This window comes from Desulfuribacillus stibiiarsenatis (genome assembly GCF_001742305.1).
In the GTDB taxonomy this organism is placed as follows: domain Bacteria; phylum Bacillota; class Bacilli; order Desulfuribacillales; family Desulfuribacillaceae; genus Desulfuribacillus_A; species Desulfuribacillus_A stibiiarsenatis.
This window is the reverse complement of the sequence record NZ_MJAT01000035.1, coordinates 131779-149376: the sequence shown is the minus strand read 5'-3', so window position 1 is coordinate 149376 and position 17598 is coordinate 131779. Positions and strand designations below refer to the sequence as shown.

The window sequence follows — 17598 nt, the reverse complement described above, 5'->3', positions numbered from 1 at the left end:
CTATATCTTTGTTACACTATTAATAACATGTTTGTTAAGGGGATGCTCACGTTGACCAAGGATACCTATACCGTTGAGGAAATATCACAGCTTCTAAAAGTGTCTAAGCTTACCGTCTATGACTTAATAAAAAAAGGCATATTACCGGCATATCGAGTAGGAAGACAAATGCGAGTAGATGCCAAAGATATAGATGCTTATAAATCAAGGGGTAAAGGTGATACATGCTATCCTGGCAATGATTCGATACGTACTGCTTTGCAAGATTCTACCTATCAACAAGAAACTAAACTAGGTTCAGGAACAAGGTCTATTATCATTAGTGGTCAAGACCTCAGTCTAGACATCCTAGCAAATTCAATTGAGAAGTGGACCAAGAGCTTTCGACCTCTACGTTCCTATGTCGGTAGCTTAGATAGCCTCATTTCCATGTATCTTGGGGAGGCTGACATTGTCAGCACCCACTTACTCGATGGCGATACCATGGATTACAACATCTCTTACGTTCGCAAAATATTAGTGAACGAGTCTTTTATTGTCGTGAATCTAATCATTCGCCGAGCAGGCTTATATGTAGCTACAGGAAATCCGAAAAAAATTACTACATGGAGCGATCTAAAAAGGCATGACATCCGTATCGTCAACCGCGAAAAAGGCTCCGGCGCCCGAGTGTTATTAGACGAGCAACTACGTATTCACAGTATCAGCAAAGAAGTAGTCAGTGGTTACGAACATGTTGAAACGAACCATCTAGGAGTCGCTGGTGCAGTTGCCAATGGTATTGCCGATGTGGGTATCGGAATTGAAAAAGCTTCTAAGCTGGTTAACAATATTGAATTTATCCCACTAATCAACGAACGTTACGATCTTGTGCTGTTGAAAACAGAACGAAACAAGCCCTTAATTGCCATGTTACTCGATATATTACAGTCCTCTACTTTCCAGAAGGAATTAACCGCAATTGGAGGATATGATTTATCTTTCACAGGAAAAATTCTATTTGAAAATTAACCGTTTTTTATTAAAAGAATCTTATCCGTTGGGATACGCAGTTGATACGTGTCCTGCGGATTTTTTTTAATGCAAATCGCTCTCTCCTTTGATAACTCCACCAGAAATATGCGCCCAGCACACTCTATAGTAAATATTGTGGTCAAAATCGTATCCTTCCAGTCTATTATGTTACAATTACCACTTTCATTAGTAGTTCGGACAATATCTATATCGTAGGAATGAATTCCCACTATTACTTTTACATTGCCTTCGATAAACCTTTGTAGAATCCTTGGGTCCACACGATTCTTATCTACGATTGCTGGTACCGAACCCACTCTCACTTCTATTTGACCACTTGTCTCTTGAACGATGTGGCCCTCAACGATATTCTTACATCCCATCATACGCGCGAGTGTTATTGTCGCAGGACGTTCCAAAATCTCGTCTTTACTACCGGATTGCAGTATTCTTCCATTATCGTATACAAGAATTTGATTACAAAGACGATATGCCTCTTCCATGTCATGAGTCACAAGAATCGCTATACCACGGAATAAGTTATGAATGAGATCGAAAATCTCCTCTTGGAGAGCATTCTTCAAATGTCTATCTAATGCAGAAAAAGGTTCGTCGAGTAAAATTAGCTGTGGATTCGTAATTAAACTCCTCCCCAAGGCTACTCTCTGTTGTTGCCCTCCTGATAGATTGGAAGGATATTGTTTCTCTTGTCCCTGAAGATTCAACTTTTTCACCATATCCGCTACTAATTGCTTCTGTTCTTTCTTTTTTACATGCTTTAAGCCAAATGCAATATTCTCAGCTACCGTAAGATGAGGGAATAACGCATAATTCTGAAACATATAGCCAATATTCCTGGAACGTGAAGGAACATTCGTAGAAGAATGCGAATCAAAAAGCACTCGATTTTGCAATGTAACATTTCCTTTATCCGGGTTTCGCAAACCCGCAATACATTGTAGCGTTAAGCTTTTCCCACACCCTGATGGTCCAAGAATACCAAGGATTCCTTGTTCAACAGTAAATTCAGTCTGCAAAGTAAATGAACCCTCTGTTTTTTCGATATTTACCGTTAACATTATGCTCCTCCTTTAAATCCTTTTCTCTCTAAACGATTAATAAGAAACAGAACTATTATTGATACTCCTGTCATAATCATAACCAAAATATTTGCTAAATCGCGATTCCCTGCCAGTAGTGCATCGTAAACTGCGATTGGCATCGTCATGGTACGCCCCGGAATTCCGCCTGCTACCATTAACGTAGCACCAAAATCTCCTAAAGCTCTAGCAAATGCCAGGGTTGTACCCGAAGCAATCCCTCGCCAAGAAAGCGGTATAATAACTGTCAGGAAGATGTTGATCTCTGTCCGTCCTAACATTCTAGCCGCATGTATTAAATTCCGATCGACACTCAGGAAGCTTGCTTTCGCCGACTTTATTAAAAACGGAATAGAAACAACCAGGGCAGCAATCACTGCCCCAGTTGGTGTGAAGACAATCATAATATCAAAATAATCTTCTAGAAATCGTCCAATCGTGCTATTACGGCCTAATAATACTAATAGATAATATCCTAAAACAGTTGGCGGAAGAACGATAGGGAGCGAAATTAGTGTATCTACAAAGTCTGAAAATACGCTTTTTTCTCTACTTAAATAGAAGGCGATTGGCAAGCCAATCGCGATTGCTAGAATTGTGGCAGAAAAGGCAACTTGCACAGATAAAACTAATGGAAATAAATTAATACCTTGTATTTGCATAATCATCACACCTAAACTATTGAAATAAACGGATGAACTTATTTAAACATGACCAAAAATTACTTTGTTAATATTTACTTATCTAAGATTGGATGAATAAAACCATATTTCTTCATTATATCTCTTCCTTCACCATTTACATAGCGAATAAACTCGCGAGCCATCTCTTCATTTTTCGAGCCTTTCACAACAGCAATCGATTGTTCTAATGGCTTGTGTAAACTTTCATCAATAATACGGAAGTTTACATCATCCTTCACAATGGATAGTGCAATAATTGCAACTTCTACATTCCCTGTTTCTAACAGAGTTAAAGTATCACTAATGTTCTTACCATATACAAGCTTTGGTTTTACTGCATTCCAAACGCCAGCAGTTTCCATCGCTTGCTTTGCTGCAAGACCATATGGGGCATGTTCTGGATTAGCAATTGCAATCTTCTTAAATTCCGCCTTCGTTAAATCTTCCAGTGTAGTCGCTTGTAATGAATTTGTTTTTAAAGTTGCTATACCAACTCTCCCAAGAGCATATAACTCCTGTGAGTCTGCAATTACTCGATCTATTTCGCGAAGCTTGTCTACTAACTTCACGTTAGCGGAAGCAATTACGTCAAATGGTGCACCGTTTTCTATTTGATCAGCCAATTGACCAGAAGATCCAAAGGAAAATGTCACTTTCGTTCCATACTTCTGTTCAAAGCTCATACCTAGTTCTGTAAACGCTAAAGTTAAGTCCGCCGCACCTGCAACCATTAATTCCTGTGCTACTGGGGCTTTATTTGGTTGTTGATTCGGTGCTACATTCGGAGCAGGTGTTGTCGTCTTTCCACATCCAATAATGAAAGTAAAAAATACACTAACAATTAAAAACAAACGAATGATTCGCTTCATATAGATACTCCTCTACTATTTGTCATTTTGAACATCATCAGCACTTTATGTTATAACTAAATATAATCAATTATAACTTATTATAACTAAATATAATTTATAAATTTGTAGTTTGTCAATTTTATATTTTACATATATAAAACATAGGAGTATAATTCAGTACGAAGTAGTAACTGTTCTAATGCATAAGTCTGACGATTCGTATAGCAAAAGGAGTGACTTATAATGAAGTTAACTAAGCTTGTTCACCATATATCCCCCGTTCATATGCTTGTACTCATATATGTCGCCGCAACAGTTCTAGCTTCGATACTGCTATCATTGCCATGGTCGATTAAACCTGGTGTTGATTTCGATTTATTAGAAATCTTATTTACTGCCATTAGCGCTATAAGTGTCACAGGTTTATCAGTCGTCAGCACCGCCGATACTTTTACTCCATTTGGTATAGTTATGTTAGCAATTATCTTGCAATTTGGCGGAATTGGCATGATGACAGCTTGGACACTGGTGTGGATTCTTTTAGGCAGAAAGATTGGTCTTGGGTATCGTCAATTGATAATGTTCGATCAAAACCGCACGGATATGATTGGTCTCGTCCGTGTGATTCGCTATGTATTCGGATTCTCTATATTATTTGAGTTGATTGGATTTATATACTTTAGTGGCCTTCTATATGTTAGAGGTTATTACGATACAGTACTACAATCGATGTATTATGGTGCTTTCCATGCTATTTCATCATACACTAATGCAGGGTTTGATATATTCGGGGACTCATTACTAGGCTATTACCATGACTATCTGTTCCAGCTTGGAACAATGGTTCTAATCATTCTTGGATCTATTGGATTTCCTGTCTTAATAGAGACTTGGTCATATCTACAAGCAAAGAAACTAAAGCAGCGATACCGTTTCTCCTTATTCACAAAAATAACTGTTACTACCTTCTTTTTATTAATTATGATTGGTGCAGCCGTCATGTTCACTTTTGAGTATAATGGATTTTTCAAAGATGCCCCTTTGCACGAAAAATTAATGGCATCTCTATTTAGTTCCGTTACAGCTAGAAATGCTGGTTTGGCAACCCTAGATTTTGCGAACTTTTATATTCCTACTTTATTAATATTATCTGCCTTGATGTTTATTGGAGCGAGCCCTTCTAGCGTAGGCGGAGGAATACGAACAACAACCTTTGCCATTGTGTTTTTGGCTATACGGAATTATGCTTTAGGGAGAACGGATGTGCAAGTCTTCGGACGGAGAATCAACGAGCGGGATGTGATAAAAAGTTTCGTGGTGTTTACGACTGGGGTAGCGATTGTAATCGGGGCCATCATAGTAATTGATGCACTAGAGATGCATCGTCATTCTTTAGCAGAGGTAATATTCGAGGTGTCATCGGCATTCGGAACAACTGGCTTGTCGACAGGAATTACTGCAGAATTAACAAGCGCCAGTAAAATCATCATAATGTGGCTAATGTTTATTGGGAGAATTGGAATTTTATCATTTTTGCTAGGCATGCGCTTCAACAACGAGCCAATACCTTATCGTTATCCCGAAGAAAAAATGATTATCGGTTAATCATTAGGTCCGTGTGTTAGCCAAATACTTTGGCAATTGCAGCTACCACGCGTTCCTTTTTGATTGGTTTCACAATAAAATCTAATGCACCCGCCTTCATGCAACGAGTCACAGCTTCTTTTGCTCCTAAGACAGAGCACATGATAACCTTCGCATGTTGATCCATTTCGCGGATTTTCTCTATCGCTTCGAACCCATCCATGTGGGGCATTGTTATATCCATAATGACTAAGTCCGGTTTGTATTGCTGGTACATATCCAGAGCTTCAATACCATTGGTTGCTTCATCCACAACTTCGAAACCATTTTCTTCAACGATTTCTCGCATTACTTTTCTAATAAATGTTGTATCATCGACAACTAAAACAGACTTCTTCATAATATCCCCCTAGACACACTTTCCTACATCATAATTATTATGTAAAACATAAAATAGTACTATTAGCATATTACTTAATTCATATGAACATAGTCTTATTTCATAATAACGGAAAAGAGGGGCATTTGACAATCCATAAAATGACTAGTTTTTAGAAATATTATAAAATTTTCAAATATATACTCTTACGCTAATTCGATTCCATGCGGTTAGCGAGCCATAGTCTTTGAGATGTCAGACCAAGATCTTTTTGAAAAAAACGTTTTAACACCCATGTCTTTCGCCTGGTCTTTCACCATTTTACAAAGGTTGTGACTGACAAAGTCAGTTAGCACGAGCACTGCATCCATCTGATTCGATATATTTAATTGTGAGTGCCTTTTCTTGCGACCATCAACATGCTCAATTCGAGTGAAACCCAACCCCTTTAAGTTCTTATCGATATTTCCTAAACGATCTCCACCAATTACTAATATTGACATTGTTATCACCTCAACTTAGATTCCGATAATGATTATCATTACCTGTTTAATAAGATATTAAATGATATGACAAACTTTGTCAAGAGAATTATTCTCAATCACTGAATAACTTAGCCCATAGTGCAATATATCTTTTTTATGCCCATACATTTTTCATATACTGGTCCAGTACAGAAATCTGTGACATGCCGCCATCTTTATGATTTGAAGTTGCTTGCACAAGGAAATTTGTTAAAAATCGTACACTTTTCTTTCTAAAAAATTCATGTAATATTTGATATAATACTTCTATATAAAACAATCCAGCGAGTAGAACAATTGAATAAGCTTCTATTGGGCACAACGTCACACACCATTTAGAATTATTACTCGCTGATTAAGAATAGGAGTGATTACTTAGAATGTACTTAGAAATGATTTATACTAATTCATTAAGCAAGAGCAAATATCGATTTTTAATTTTGGCTATAGTATTGGTTTCGTCCTTAGCTCTACTTTCCGCATGCGGTAGTCAAGCGGATGAAAAAAAGGGTGTTGACCAACTCCAACCTTCATCCCCGAATGAAAACACTAAGCCGACAACTGGTAACAGTGATGGCAAAAACGATGGTTCTCCAAATGATAAACCAACGGATTATAAAGACCGCGGTGATGCTGTTGACCGTTTTTATGGCGCGTTAGAAAAAGGGCAGCCGATATTTCTGTACTTCTATACAGACACCTGACCGACTTGCGTACGACTGGATGTCGTATTCAATAAGCTAGTAGTCGAAGAACAATATAGCCATATCGCGTTTATTAAAGTAGATGCTAACTTAGTTAAGAATGAAGAATTCCTACAACAGTATAAAATAAGATTTGTCCCTACACTCTACACCTACAATGCAAGTGGTGAAGAAGTTTGGAACTATATAGGGCCATTGGATGAAGCTGCTTTCCGCGAAAAACTTGATGCAATTAAATAGCCATACTAATGCAAACAACCACTACAGTTTTTATTTAAACTAGTAGTGGTTGTTTGTTTTGATAAGAAGTTAGCTTTACGAAAAATGCAGAACATCTAATATATAAAATCCCCAGAAATAAAGCTTCTAGTTTCCTCATGAAATGGCGCAGCAAACATTTCCATAGTATTACCCACTTCTACAATTGTACCCCCTGATAGAAAAACGGTTTCATCCGCGATTCGCTTTGCTTGGAACATATTATGCGTGACCATAATGATTGTGATATCTGAACTTTCTCTTAAATTCTTAAGCATACTCTCCACAAACATTACGTTTTGGGGATCTAGTGCTGCAGATGGCTCATCAAGTATTAGTAGTTTAGGATTTGTCGAAACGGCTCTTGCAATCGCAACTCTAGAAGTTTCTCCTCCCGATAAACCTTGTACGCTTCTATCAAGTAATTTCTCTAACTGATAGTCATGTACTAATTCTCCTATCCGATGATCCCGTTGCGGACGGCTCCAGCCTCTAACCTTCATTCCATATTCGAGGTTATAACGAACGCTTCCATGGAAAAGATAGGGTTTTTGCCAACAGCAAGCAATCTCTTGATGTGGCTGTAACATTTCTACCCCTTGAAAAAAAATATTCCCTTCTTGAGGCCTCTCAATACCCGCAATCACTTTTAATAGAGTGCTTTTGCCTGAACCGTTCGGTCCAATAATCCCATGAATTTTATTTGTTAGGAAGGTATGTGATATATTATTTAATATTTTATTTCCTTTATAACCATGAGTCTTAATGTCGACTTGTAGCATATCTTTCCCTCACTAGGATAAGAATCTATTTTTTTTGAAAGTTGTATACGATACTATTCACTATAAACGATAGGATTAATAAGACTAACCCAAAGGCCATAGCATTTCCGACTTTCCCTTGTCTAGTCTCGATTACAATGGCGGTTGTAAGAACGCGCGTAGCACCAGCGATATCTCCTCCTACCAATGTCACTGCACCAACTTCTGCTATGACACGACCAAACGCAGCAGCAATAGCAACAATAATACCAACTTTCGCTTCACGTATTGTCATCCATATTGCTTGCCTCCTAGATGCACCAAGGCCTTGCGCCGTCATCAACACTTCATGTTGCTTTTCTTCTATTGCAGTTGCAGTAAAACTTGCAATGATAGGAAGTGCTAGAATAAATTGTGCAATAATCATTGCCGTGGGGGTCCATAGCAAATAGGCGTATTCTGCAATTGGTCCTTGCCTAGATAATAGCAAGTATACCACTAGCCCGACGAAAACCGGCGGCAGTCCCATAAAGACATATATTAACTTGGTTAATAGCTGTTTCCCTATAAAGTTGTGATTCGCCATCCACGCCCCTACCGCAATTCCAACAATTGATGCAAGAAATATTGCAGTTAAAGATACTTTTAAGGATACTGTAACAACTTCCAATAAGTATGGATTAAGGGAAAATATCATTTCAAATGCTAATACTATAGCTTCGTAGAAATAGTTCATAGTTCACCTTGTATATATGGATTTCTCTATTATTTATAATACAAATGGAGTTAATCCTAATAGAATTAAACTCCACATGTTCATGTTCAATGACCTTATAATTATATCCTAAAAGTTATACAAATTTTATACTTATATTAAATTATTCTGTAAAGAATAACTGTTTCCCTTCTAGTTGGAATCCGTTGATTATATCTTTACCTTCTTGGGATGTTATAAATTCCGCAAACGCCTCTGCACCATCGTAATTCGCATGTGCATGCTTGTCAGGGCTAATAGAAATTATCCCATAAGGATTTAATAAGGTTCTGTCCCCTTCGATTAGTATCTCTATATCCATTTCGCTTTCCATTTTAATGAAAGTTCCTCTGTCAGTTAAAGTATATCCCAACACTTCATTTGCCATGTTGATGCTATCGCCCATGCCCTTTCCAATACTTAGATACCAATTCCCTTTTGGCTCAATTCCTACACTCTCCCATACAGACACTTCTTTCTTGTGAGTTCCAGACTCATCACCACGGGAAATGAATTTCGATTTTCCTTGATTTAATAGTCGAAAAGCTTCATCGATGGCTTTGCCTTTAATTCCCGCAGGGTCGTTCTTCGGACCAATAATAACGAAGTCATTATACATCACATCACGTCTATTCACTCCAAACTCTTCGAGTACGAATTGGTCTTCTGAAGCACGTGCGTGAACTAGTATCACATCGCAGTCACCGTTCTTTCCAAGTTCAAGTGCTTGACCAGTGCCTACTGAAATCACTTTTACTACAATTCCAGTCTTTTCTTTAAATACAGGTATTAATACATCTAATAACCCCGTGTCACTAGTACTCGTCGTAGTTGCTAAAATCAACTCTTGGTTTGCTTGTTGACTCCCTTTAGTACTGCAACCAGAGAAAGAAAACACGGATAGTAAGATTATCAATAATAAAAATAAGAACATACTACTTCTCAAAATTCTTTGCATTTGTCAATTCTCTCCCCTTCTATATTTCTACCCTAAAAGCTGCCATGCAAGCTTGTACGCCAAATAAGATATATGTGTCACTTTAGACATAATAGTTATATGTAACTACTTCAAAACCCATAGTACTACAGGAAAAAGTATGTGTCAATATAGGCATAATGATATTATTTTCTGTACTATATAATCGAAAAGAGCTGCCTAATCCCATGTATCATAAGATTAAGCAGCCCTCATTTCCTAACTTTCCTAGCTATTTCTCTAAACTATTCGTGCCTTGATTCTCCCAACGAACTTGCAATTGTTCGCCATCATAGTCAATTACAATCTTGGCATGCTCTAAAACATCGCCAGAAATCAGTAACCTTGCAATCTTTGATTCGACATTACGTTGTAAATATCGCTTCAAAGGTCTTGCACCATAGATTGGATCATAACCTTCTTTACCAATATACTCAATTGCTTCATCTGTTAATTCCAGCGTGATATGACGATCTTGCAAACGCTTTTGCAAATCAACAACCAGCAACTTAACAATTTCTTTAATCTGACTGTGTTGTAGTGGAGTGAATAGTACAATTTCATCGACGCGGTTCAAGAATTCCGGTCTAAAATGTCCTCGAAGCTCACCCATAACACTCTTGCGTGCTGATTCTTCGATCATCCCATCTTTATCAATTCCATCTAGTAGATACCCAGATCCAATATTCGATGTCATGATAATCACGGTATTCTTGAAATCGACCATACGCCCTTGAGAATCGGTAATACGACCATCATCTAGCACTTGGAGTAACACGTTAAATACGTCTTGGTGCGCTTTTTCAATTTCATCAAACAGAATGACAGAATATGGCTTTCTCCTGACAGCTTCTGTTAATTGTCCACCTTCATCATAACCTACGTACCCAGGAGGTGCCCCAATTAGACGAGAAACCGAATGCTTCTCCATATATTCACTCATATCGATACGAATAATATTGTCTTCGGTATCGAATAAAGTCTCCGCAAGGGCTTTCGCAAGTTCAGTCTTCCCTACCCCTGTTGGCCCTAAGAAAATGAATGAACCTATCGGTCTACGAGGATCTTTAATTCCTGCCCTTGCACGAACAATGGCATCGGCCACTAACTGCACAGCATCTTCTTGCCCAATGACACGCTCATGAAGTACTTGATCGAGGCGAAGCAGCTTTTCACGTTCACCCTCGACTAATTTGGACAGCGGAATACGCGTCCATCGAGATATGATTTTACTAATTTCCTCTTCATCCACTACTTCTCGCAATAATGCTTGACCGCTTTGTTGCGAACGTAGCTTTTCCTCTTCTAGCTTTAATTTGTTTTCCATTTCTGGTAGCTTTCCATATTTCAACTCTGCCAAACGGTTTAAGTCATATTGACGCTCTGCCAGCTCGATTTCATGGTTGATTGCTTCTAGTTCTTCACGTAAGTTTCTTACTGCTTGAATTGCGTTCTTCTCATTGTCCCATTGTGCATGCATTGTTGCTAGTTGCTCTTTCAGATTGGCAAGCTCTTTTTGCAAAATTTGTAGGCGTTCCTTACTTCCTGTATCTTTCTCTTTTTTAAGAGCTGCTTCTTCAATTTCAAGCTGCATCACTTTACGCTTGACTTCGTCCAACTCCGAAGGAAGTGAATCAATTTCCGTGCGTATCATCGCGCAGGCTTCATCCACTAAATCGATTGCTTTATCCGGTAGAAAGCGATCTGTGATGTAACGGTCTGACAGGACTGCCGCAGTTACCAATGCGTTATCCTGAATCTTCACCCCATGGAATACTTCAAAGCGTTCCTTTAGACCACGAAGGATAGAAATCGTGTCTTCCACATTTGGCTCTTCTACCATAACAGGTTGGAAACGGCGCTCTAAAGCGGCATCCTTCTCGATATATTTTCTATATTCATCTAAGGTAGTTGCTCCAATGCAATGGAGTTCCCCACGAGCAAGCATCGGCTTCAATAAGTTCCCTGCATCCATAGCCCCGTCTGCTTTACCAGCACCAACAATGGTATGAAGCTCATCGATAAACAGTAGTATCTGGCCTTCACTCTTCTTAACTTCCTGGAGTACAGCCTTCAGACGTTCCTCGAATTCTCCACGGAATTTCGCCCCAGCTATTAAGGCTCCCATATCTAACGAAAATACTTGTTTGTTCTTCAGCCCCTCAGGAACATCACCACGAACGATTCTCTGGGCTAGTCCTTCAACAATGGCTGTCTTACCTACCCCAGGCTCACCGATTAACACTGGGTTGTTTTTTGTTTTTCTAGACAGGATTCGGATTACGTGACGAATCTCGGCATCACGACCAATGACTGGATCCATCTTATTCCCTTGAGCGTCTTTCACTAAGTCTCTACCATATTTCTCAAGGGCTTCGTATGTAGTCTCTGGATTCGTGCTTGTTACCCTTTGATTCCCGCGGATTTCCGTTAGTACTTGTAAGACTTTATCTCTAGTTATGCCAAATTGCTTGAGCTTTTTACCGAAGTTCTGCTTTTCTAATTCCGCTAATATTGCTAGAAATAGATGCTCTACAGAAACATAATCATCATTAAAGCGCTTTGCTTCATCCTCCGCTTTGATGAGCACTTGGCTTAGCCTATTCGATATATATATTTTCCCAGGTTCTCTACCTGGTCCTGTAACACTTGGGCGTCTAATTAATTCTTGATCAACTTCCTGTCGTAAAGCATCAATCGATACGTTCATCTTATTGAGTAAGCGCGGAAGAAGACCATCATTTTGTTCTAAGAGGGTCATGAGTACATGCTCTACATCTACTTCTATGTGGTTATACCGTAAAGCCTTTGTTTGAGCTCCTTGCACTGCTTCTAATGACTTCTCTGTGAATTTATTAGCATCCATATCAATTGCCTCCTCGTTATGTTTTATATAATATAATTTCCTATTTTTGCTCATTTTAACATGTTTTGAGCCTATCTTTATTATAAGTCAAAGTAGGTCAAAAGTCAATATTGGTCAGACATGGTTTTGGGCAAAGAAAAAAAGCGACATTTCTGTCGCTAATTACGGGGAGTTATGGGAGGGTTATGCTCCATTATATGCATAAACATCCAAGAGGTTACGCCGAATCCTCTTTTGTTTTTTTATTTATAATGAATTTACCGCCGGCGAATTGTCCTATGACTGCCGCAAAAATCATTATAGGTATAAAGGCGTTACTCACGTTTGCCTCTAATCGTAGATATATGATAAACGGTACACTAATATGGATGGCAACAAACCATTGCCATGAAAACTTTATAACTCTTGCACGCCACATACCCATAGGTAAATTTACGGCAAAAGATATGAAAGCTAATGCAGCCACAACTGGTACTGTTGCTCCCATGAAATGAATTCCCACTTTCCTGATACTTAAAGTCAATTCATAGTAAAAGCCCATCTTCTGAACTATTATTCCTATCAACTTACATATCAATGCTAATGGTTTTCTTGAGAGGTGTCAATGTCATAGCATACCTGTTCACAAAATCTACAAAACTCCGATTTTCTCTTTACATCCTACAGATACTCTAACCATTGCTGGGATGCATAATATTCCCTTACTTGTTCAAGTTCGACCTTCAGTTCATCAAGTAGCTTTCTTGCTAACTGTTGGTCAAATGATGAGCCTTTCCCTAACTTCTCAAGTTCAAATGCTATCGAGAATGATTGTTTAATCCCTAAATTACCTAGCTCTCCTTTTAATCCGTGAGCTGCTTCATTTAACAACTGAGAATCACCGCGCATAATCGCTTCTTCGATTCTCATTAGATCCTTAGGATAGTCCTCTAAGAAAATATCTATGACTTCTTGAATTAGATCTTTGTCATTCCCTAATTGTTGAATAATCGTTTGAATCCCCTCAGGTGCTGATAGCTTTTGACTCGGAGGTTCTGGAATAAAAGATTCTACAACCCTATATAATTCTTGAGTTTCAATTGGTTTCGATACATAGTCGTCCATACCGATTGCTAAATACTTCTCTTTATCACCAGCCATTGCGTTGGCCGTCATGGCAATAATCGGAACTCGTTGGCGATTACTTAAGGTCTCCAGCTTTCGAATCGATTTCGTAGCTTCCATACCGTCCATTTCCGGCATTGATATATCCATTAAAAGCACGTCAAACTCTTGTTCTTGCCAAGCATCAATCGCTTGCTTACCATTGCCTGCAATCGTGACGTTCCAGCCACGCTTGCGTAAAATCGTTGTCGCCAGTTTTTGGTTCATCATTTTATCTTCGACAAGTAAAATATTCACTGGCGCCCCTGTACGATAGAGTTCTAACATTGTATCATCTACTTCTGAAACCTTCGTTTGCATTGTTTGCAATGGTTGATCCAAGGTGCCGCTCGCCAAAGCATCTTGGAAGCTTTTATCTTTTACCAATAAGCGTTTCTCTATTACAACATTGATAATCGTATCAAAAAGTTCCGATTGCTTTAACGGCTTCGTTAAATACGCAGCAATCCCAAGTTCCTTACAACGTTGTGTGCTCTCTTGAATATTTGCAGAAGAGAGCATCATCGTTACCGTTCCTTTTAAATCAATATTTTCTGATAATTTCTCTACGACTGTAAATCCGTCCATTTCAGGCATATGAAGATCTAGAAGTACTAGATCATACAAATCTTTATCTATTACACTTTGCTTTAGGATTTCAATCCCTTCAAACCCACTTGTAGCCGTAGTGACTTGAATTCCCCAATTACTTAACAACTCTACAAGAATTCTTCGATTCGCTTGGTTATCGTCGACTACTAAAACCCTAAGATCCTGCAGTGTTGCGCGCGATATCTCTTGAGTCGGTTCAATAAGTTCACAACTCTCTTGTTCAACTACAGTAAATGGAACTTCAAAATAGAATGTACTTCCTACACCAACCTCTGAAGTTAAGCCTACGGTTCCACCCATAAGTTCGCATAGATGCTTAGATATTGCGAGACCCAAGCCAGTTCCCTCATATTGCCTTGCTAATGAGCTGTCGACTTGACTAAAGCTCTTAAACAGTCTGTCAATTTTATTAGCAGGTATTCCTATGCCTGTGTCTCGTACAGAAAAGCGCAGTAGCACACTTTGTTGCTGTGTATCCGCTTCCTCACGAATCATCACGCAAGAAATCTCAACCTCACCCTGATCTGTGAACTTAATAGCATTACTAATAAAGTTCATCAAAATTTGTTGCAATCGTAACGGATCCCCAGATAATATGTTCGGAACATCTGGGTGTACATGGTGGACTAATTCAAGGTTTTTCTCATGGGCCTTGACCGCATGAAATCTTGATACTTTCTCTATCATTTCTCGTATGTTAAAATTCGAATATTCCAGTCTCATCTTGCCTGCTTCGATCTTCGAATAGTCAAGAATGTCGTTGATAATATCTAACAATGAATAGGAGGAATCTCGCACCATAGAGATGAATTCCCGCTGTTCTTTTTTCAGATCTGTGCCAAGGACAAGTTCAGACATGCCAATGATGACATTCATTGGTGTACGAATCTCGTGACTCATATTGGCAAGAAATTCGCTTTTCGAACGAGAAGCATCTTCTGCTGCATCCTTAGCCTTGGTTAATTCTTGGCGAATTAGTTCTTTTCTTTCTATATATTTCTCTAATTCATCTGCCATGGTATTAATGGTATCCCCAATATAAGATAACTCGTCTTTGGTATCTAATCTCAAGCGGATACCAAAATCCCCACCTGCTATCTTCTCTGTTCCTTGTTTCAAAGCTGAGATTGCATTATGCACAGAGAAGTAGGACCCAAGATACATATACAGACATAAAAAAGCCATTAAGAGCGCAATCGACAAAATCACTGTTTTGCGCCTTTCTAAACGTTCAACTTCCCCCTGCAAATCATCGTGTAATTCGGTTGTTATCGTTTCATACAATGCGAAAGCTGTATCAAGTACCTGTGTTGCTTGACTAAAAAATTGCTCTGGTTGGATTTGTATACTCTCTGAAAGGATTAACTGTCGTTCTACAGAACCTATAAACTCATCGGTACTAACTTCTACCTCTCTTTGAAGCGGGAGAATGTAGTCATGTAGCCGCTCGTTTTCATGCTCAATAATATGGATATTAAACGTAATTCGATCTAACATATTCTGAATCGATCGTACATGTTGAATTAGCCTTTGTCGTTCCTGACTAGTAATCTTCTGCTTATTCGCAATTCTAGTTCCTAAAGCGCGCATCTGACCTAATTCTTCTGAAAGTGACGGAACTTCATTGACAACGGTATTTGTTAAATAATAGCGATGCCTTTCATGATCTAAAATCAAACCAGATGTATCTGCTACATAGCGAATCGTCTCAATCAGTTGATGAATTACATCAGCATAAATTACAAAACGAACTTCCACATCAAAACCTGGGCCTATTGCTTGCATTGATTTCCAATCGGCCTCAATCTTCTGCCAATGTGCATCCACCTTTATGAGCGATTGATGTCGAACGTTTAATTCTTTAATAGTATCGATTCTGTCACGCACTTTCTTTTCGCTTTCTTCAATCAGTACGTGATGAGCACTCTCCCCACCACTATATGCATAGGAAAGACCGCGATGCCTCTGCATATCACTCAAGAGACCTTTTAACTCATTGATATAATGTGCTCCGATTTGTCTGTCCCTAGCCGCATCCACATCATGATTAATATCATAGAATAAATTGCCTACAATCGTAATAATCCCTAGTCCTACCGTAAGACCAATGATGAGGAATTTCTTGAAATATGTGAGCCGGTCCATTAATTTTATGACTGGCAATAGAAGGATTCTCATCGATTCGTCACCTCACAATTGGAGAAATCGTCATGTAAAAACATAGTTATAATGGCAATATCATCTTGAAAAGAATCCGTTCCTGCAAATGCACTCAACTCTTGAATCATCATTGGTACCGCTCTCATTTCTTGACCATTTTCCATACTAGCTAATGCCATTTCAATGCGGCTTGTTCCAAAATGCTCTGTCTGTTCAGGGTTTAGTTGCTCAACCAAGCCATCGGTATAGATGAAAATCCCCTCGCCCTTTTCAAGCTTTGTAGCATGTTCCTCAAAATCACTTTCTGCCTCTAGCGCCATAATCAGCTTTCCTGAGCAATGCAAGTGACGAATCCTATTTTTACCATAAATCAATGGGACTTGGGCAAAACCAGCCGTTGAATATGTTAAAGTGCTACTTGGGCAGTGATACACTGCCAAAAACATTGTAATGAAAATATCTAAAGGAAATTCTTCCTTTTTAAATGCTTCATCTAATTGCTGTAGGCAGGATACAGGTTTGAAAATTTCTTTCTTCTCAATGGCTTGTCTTGTGTAGCCAGAAACAAATTCTTTTATGAACACAGTAAGCATGGCTGCATCTAGTTGATGCCCTGAAACGTCCGCTATATAAAAACACAAATTCTCTTCATCAATTGGAAAGATATTGTAGCTATCCCCACCAATAATTTCTGTCGGCCTGTAAAATGCGTCTAAAGAAACCCCCTGGATTTGTGGAAGTTTCTTTGGTAATAATGCCCGCTGTATGGTCGCCGCGGTTTTTAAATTGTCAATTAATTGTTCATTCAGGCGATGTAGTTGGTCATAGTATTGTTTCACATGAATTAAGGATTTCACTCGCGCAATCAATTCTGTGGAATCAACAGGCTTATTCAAGATATCATTGGCGCCGAATTCGATACATTTTAATTTCGATTCATGGTCGTTTAGGGCTGTGACCATAACGATAGGAACCATCTGAGTTCTCGGATCGCTTTTCAACCTTTGACATACTTCAAAACCATCAATACCAGGCATCACAATATCTAATAAAATGAGGTCAGGCTTTTGCTTTTTCACCATATCTAAAGCTTCTTGACCATCACCTGCATGGGAAATATTATAGTATTGAGCAGTTTTTAAATGCTTTTCAAGAATAATCCTATTAATTTTTTTGTCGTCAACAATCAAAATATTTGCAGCCTGTACTTCCCCCATACAATATCCTCC

16 protein-coding genes are annotated in these 17598 nt (G+C 38.7%); 4 read left to right on the top strand and 12 right to left on the bottom strand.

What is annotated here, in order from left to right; translation table 11 throughout:
• The first annotated feature begins 51 nt into the window (after positions 1–51).
• Positions 52–1011, top strand: coding sequence for a substrate-binding domain-containing protein (locus BHU72_RS11115; protein ID WP_069702692.1), 960 nt, complete (start codon positions 52–54; stop codon positions 1009–1011).
• Here the strand turns inward: BHU72_RS11115 and BHU72_RS11110 are convergent.
• From BHU72_RS11110 to modA, 3 genes are all read right to left on the bottom strand, one after another.
• The gene (locus BHU72_RS11110; protein ID WP_069702691.1) at positions 1008–2093 is read right to left on the bottom strand and encodes a sulfate/molybdate ABC transporter ATP-binding protein; all 1086 of its coding nucleotides are present in this window, start codon (positions 2091–2093) and stop codon (positions 1008–1010) included. The genes BHU72_RS11115 and BHU72_RS11110 overlap by 4 nt on opposite strands.
• Positions 2093–2770: a molybdate ABC transporter permease subunit gene (gene modB / locus BHU72_RS11105; RefSeq protein ID WP_069702768.1), complete on the bottom strand. Its 678-nt coding sequence runs from the start codon at positions 2768–2770 to the stop codon at positions 2093–2095. The genes BHU72_RS11110 and modB overlap by 1 nt, the downstream gene beginning before the upstream one ends.
• An 80-nt stretch (positions 2771–2850) precedes the next feature.
• Positions 2851–3666, bottom strand: a complete 816-nt coding sequence (gene modA / locus BHU72_RS11100; RefSeq protein WP_069702690.1) for a molybdate ABC transporter substrate-binding protein — start codon at positions 3664–3666, stop codon at positions 2851–2853.
• 225 nt (positions 3667–3891) lie between these two features.
• On the opposite strand from modA, the gene BHU72_RS11095 reads away from it, so the two are divergent.
• Entirely contained in the window at positions 3892–5253 is a 1362-nt protein-coding gene (locus BHU72_RS11095; RefSeq protein WP_069702689.1) for a TrkH family potassium uptake protein, read from the top strand.
• A 16-nt stretch (positions 5254–5269) separates the two neighbouring features.
• On the opposite strand, the gene BHU72_RS11090 is transcribed toward BHU72_RS11095, so the two are convergent.
• Positions 5270–5632: a response regulator gene (locus BHU72_RS11090; RefSeq protein ID WP_069702688.1), complete on the bottom strand. Its 363-nt coding sequence runs from the start codon at positions 5630–5632 to the stop codon at positions 5270–5272.
• Positions 5633–5841: 209 nt separating this feature from the next.
• Positions 5842–6114: a DUF2325 domain-containing protein gene (locus BHU72_RS11085; RefSeq protein ID WP_069702687.1), complete on the bottom strand. Its 273-nt coding sequence runs from the start codon at positions 6112–6114 to the stop codon at positions 5842–5844.
• A 461-nt stretch (positions 6115–6575) separates the two neighbouring features.
• Between BHU72_RS11085 and BHU72_RS11075 the strand changes: the two genes are divergently transcribed.
• Positions 6576–6839 (top strand): hypothetical protein, encoded by a 264-nt coding sequence (locus BHU72_RS11075; protein WP_141709304.1) that lies wholly within the window; start codon positions 6576–6578, stop codon positions 6837–6839.
• 15 nt (positions 6840–6854) lie between these two features.
• Positions 6855–7079, top strand: a complete 225-nt coding sequence (locus BHU72_RS16560; RefSeq protein ID WP_083248433.1) for a thioredoxin domain-containing protein — start codon at positions 6855–6857, stop codon at positions 7077–7079.
• A gap of 95 nt (positions 7080–7174) precedes the next feature.
• Here the strand turns inward: BHU72_RS16560 and BHU72_RS11070 are convergent, their stop codons facing one another.
• From BHU72_RS11070 to BHU72_RS11040, 7 genes are all read right to left on the bottom strand, one after another.
• Positions 7175–7879 carry an ATP-binding cassette domain-containing protein gene (locus BHU72_RS11070; protein WP_069702684.1) on the bottom strand — a complete coding sequence of 235 codons (705 nt, stop codon included), beginning with the start codon at positions 7877–7879 and terminating at the stop codon, positions 7175–7177.
• 25 nt (positions 7880–7904) lie between these two features.
• Entirely contained in the window at positions 7905–8594 is a 690-nt protein-coding gene (locus BHU72_RS11065) for an ABC transporter permease (RefSeq protein ID WP_069702683.1), read from the bottom strand.
• A 142-nt stretch (positions 8595–8736) separates the two neighbouring features.
• Positions 8737–9570: an ABC transporter substrate-binding protein gene (locus tag BHU72_RS11060; protein ID WP_069702682.1), complete on the bottom strand. Its 834-nt coding sequence runs from the start codon at positions 9568–9570 to the stop codon at positions 8737–8739.
• Positions 9571–9820: 250 nt separating this feature from the next.
• A complete protein-coding gene (gene clpB, locus BHU72_RS11055; protein WP_069702681.1) occupies positions 9821–12454 on the bottom strand; it encodes an ATP-dependent chaperone ClpB in 2634 nt (877 codons plus the stop codon).
• A 217-nt stretch (positions 12455–12671) separates the two neighbouring features.
• Entirely contained in the window at positions 12672–13019 is a 348-nt protein-coding gene (locus BHU72_RS11050) for a hypothetical protein (RefSeq protein WP_218076130.1), read from the bottom strand.
• A gap of 95 nt (positions 13020–13114) precedes the next feature.
• A complete protein-coding gene (locus tag BHU72_RS11045; RefSeq protein ID WP_069702679.1) occupies positions 13115–16387 on the bottom strand; it encodes a response regulator in 3273 nt (1090 codons plus the stop codon).
• Positions 16384–17586: a response regulator gene (locus BHU72_RS11040; RefSeq protein WP_069702678.1), complete on the bottom strand. Its 1203-nt coding sequence runs from the start codon at positions 17584–17586 to the stop codon at positions 16384–16386. The genes BHU72_RS11045 and BHU72_RS11040 overlap by 4 nt, the downstream gene beginning before the upstream one ends.
• Positions 17587–17598 lie beyond the last annotated feature (12 nt).

Excerpts from the sequence above, each read along its gene's own strand:
- BHU72_RS11065 (WP_069702683.1), bottom strand. The coding sequence starts at position 8,594 with ATGAACTATTTCTACGAAGCTATAGTATTAGCATTTGAAATGATATTT.
- BHU72_RS11070 (WP_069702684.1), bottom strand. The coding sequence starts at position 7,879 with ATGCTACAAGTCGACATTAAGACTCATGGTTATAAAGGAAATAAAATA.
- modA (WP_069702690.1), bottom strand. The coding sequence starts at position 3,666 with ATGAAGCGAATCATTCGTTTGTTTTTAATTGTTAGTGTATTTTTTACT.
- clpB (WP_069702681.1), bottom strand. The coding sequence starts at position 12,454 with ATGGATGCTAATAAATTCACAGAGAAGTCATTAGAAGCAGTGCAAGGA.
- BHU72_RS11040 (WP_069702678.1), bottom strand. The coding sequence starts at position 17,586 with ATGGGGGAAGTACAGGCTGCAAATATTTTGATTGTTGACGACAAAAAA.
- BHU72_RS11095 (WP_069702689.1), top strand. The coding sequence starts at position 3,892 with ATGAAGTTAACTAAGCTTGTTCACCATATATCCCCCGTTCATATGCTT.
- BHU72_RS11085 (WP_069702687.1), bottom strand. The coding sequence starts at position 6,114 with ATGTCAATATTAGTAATTGGTGGAGATCGTTTAGGAAATATCGATAAG.
- BHU72_RS11060 (WP_069702682.1), bottom strand. The coding sequence starts at position 9,570 with ATGCAAAGAATTTTGAGAAGTAGTATGTTCTTATTTTTATTATTGATA.
- BHU72_RS11110 (WP_069702691.1), bottom strand. The coding sequence starts at position 2,093 with ATGTTAACGGTAAATATCGAAAAAACAGAGGGTTCATTTACTTTGCAG.
- BHU72_RS11045 (WP_069702679.1), bottom strand. The coding sequence starts at position 16,387 with ATGAGAATCCTTCTATTGCCAGTCATAAAATTAATGGACCGGCTCACA.
- BHU72_RS11090 (WP_069702688.1), bottom strand. The coding sequence starts at position 5,632 with ATGAAGAAGTCTGTTTTAGTTGTCGATGATACAACATTTATTAGAAAA.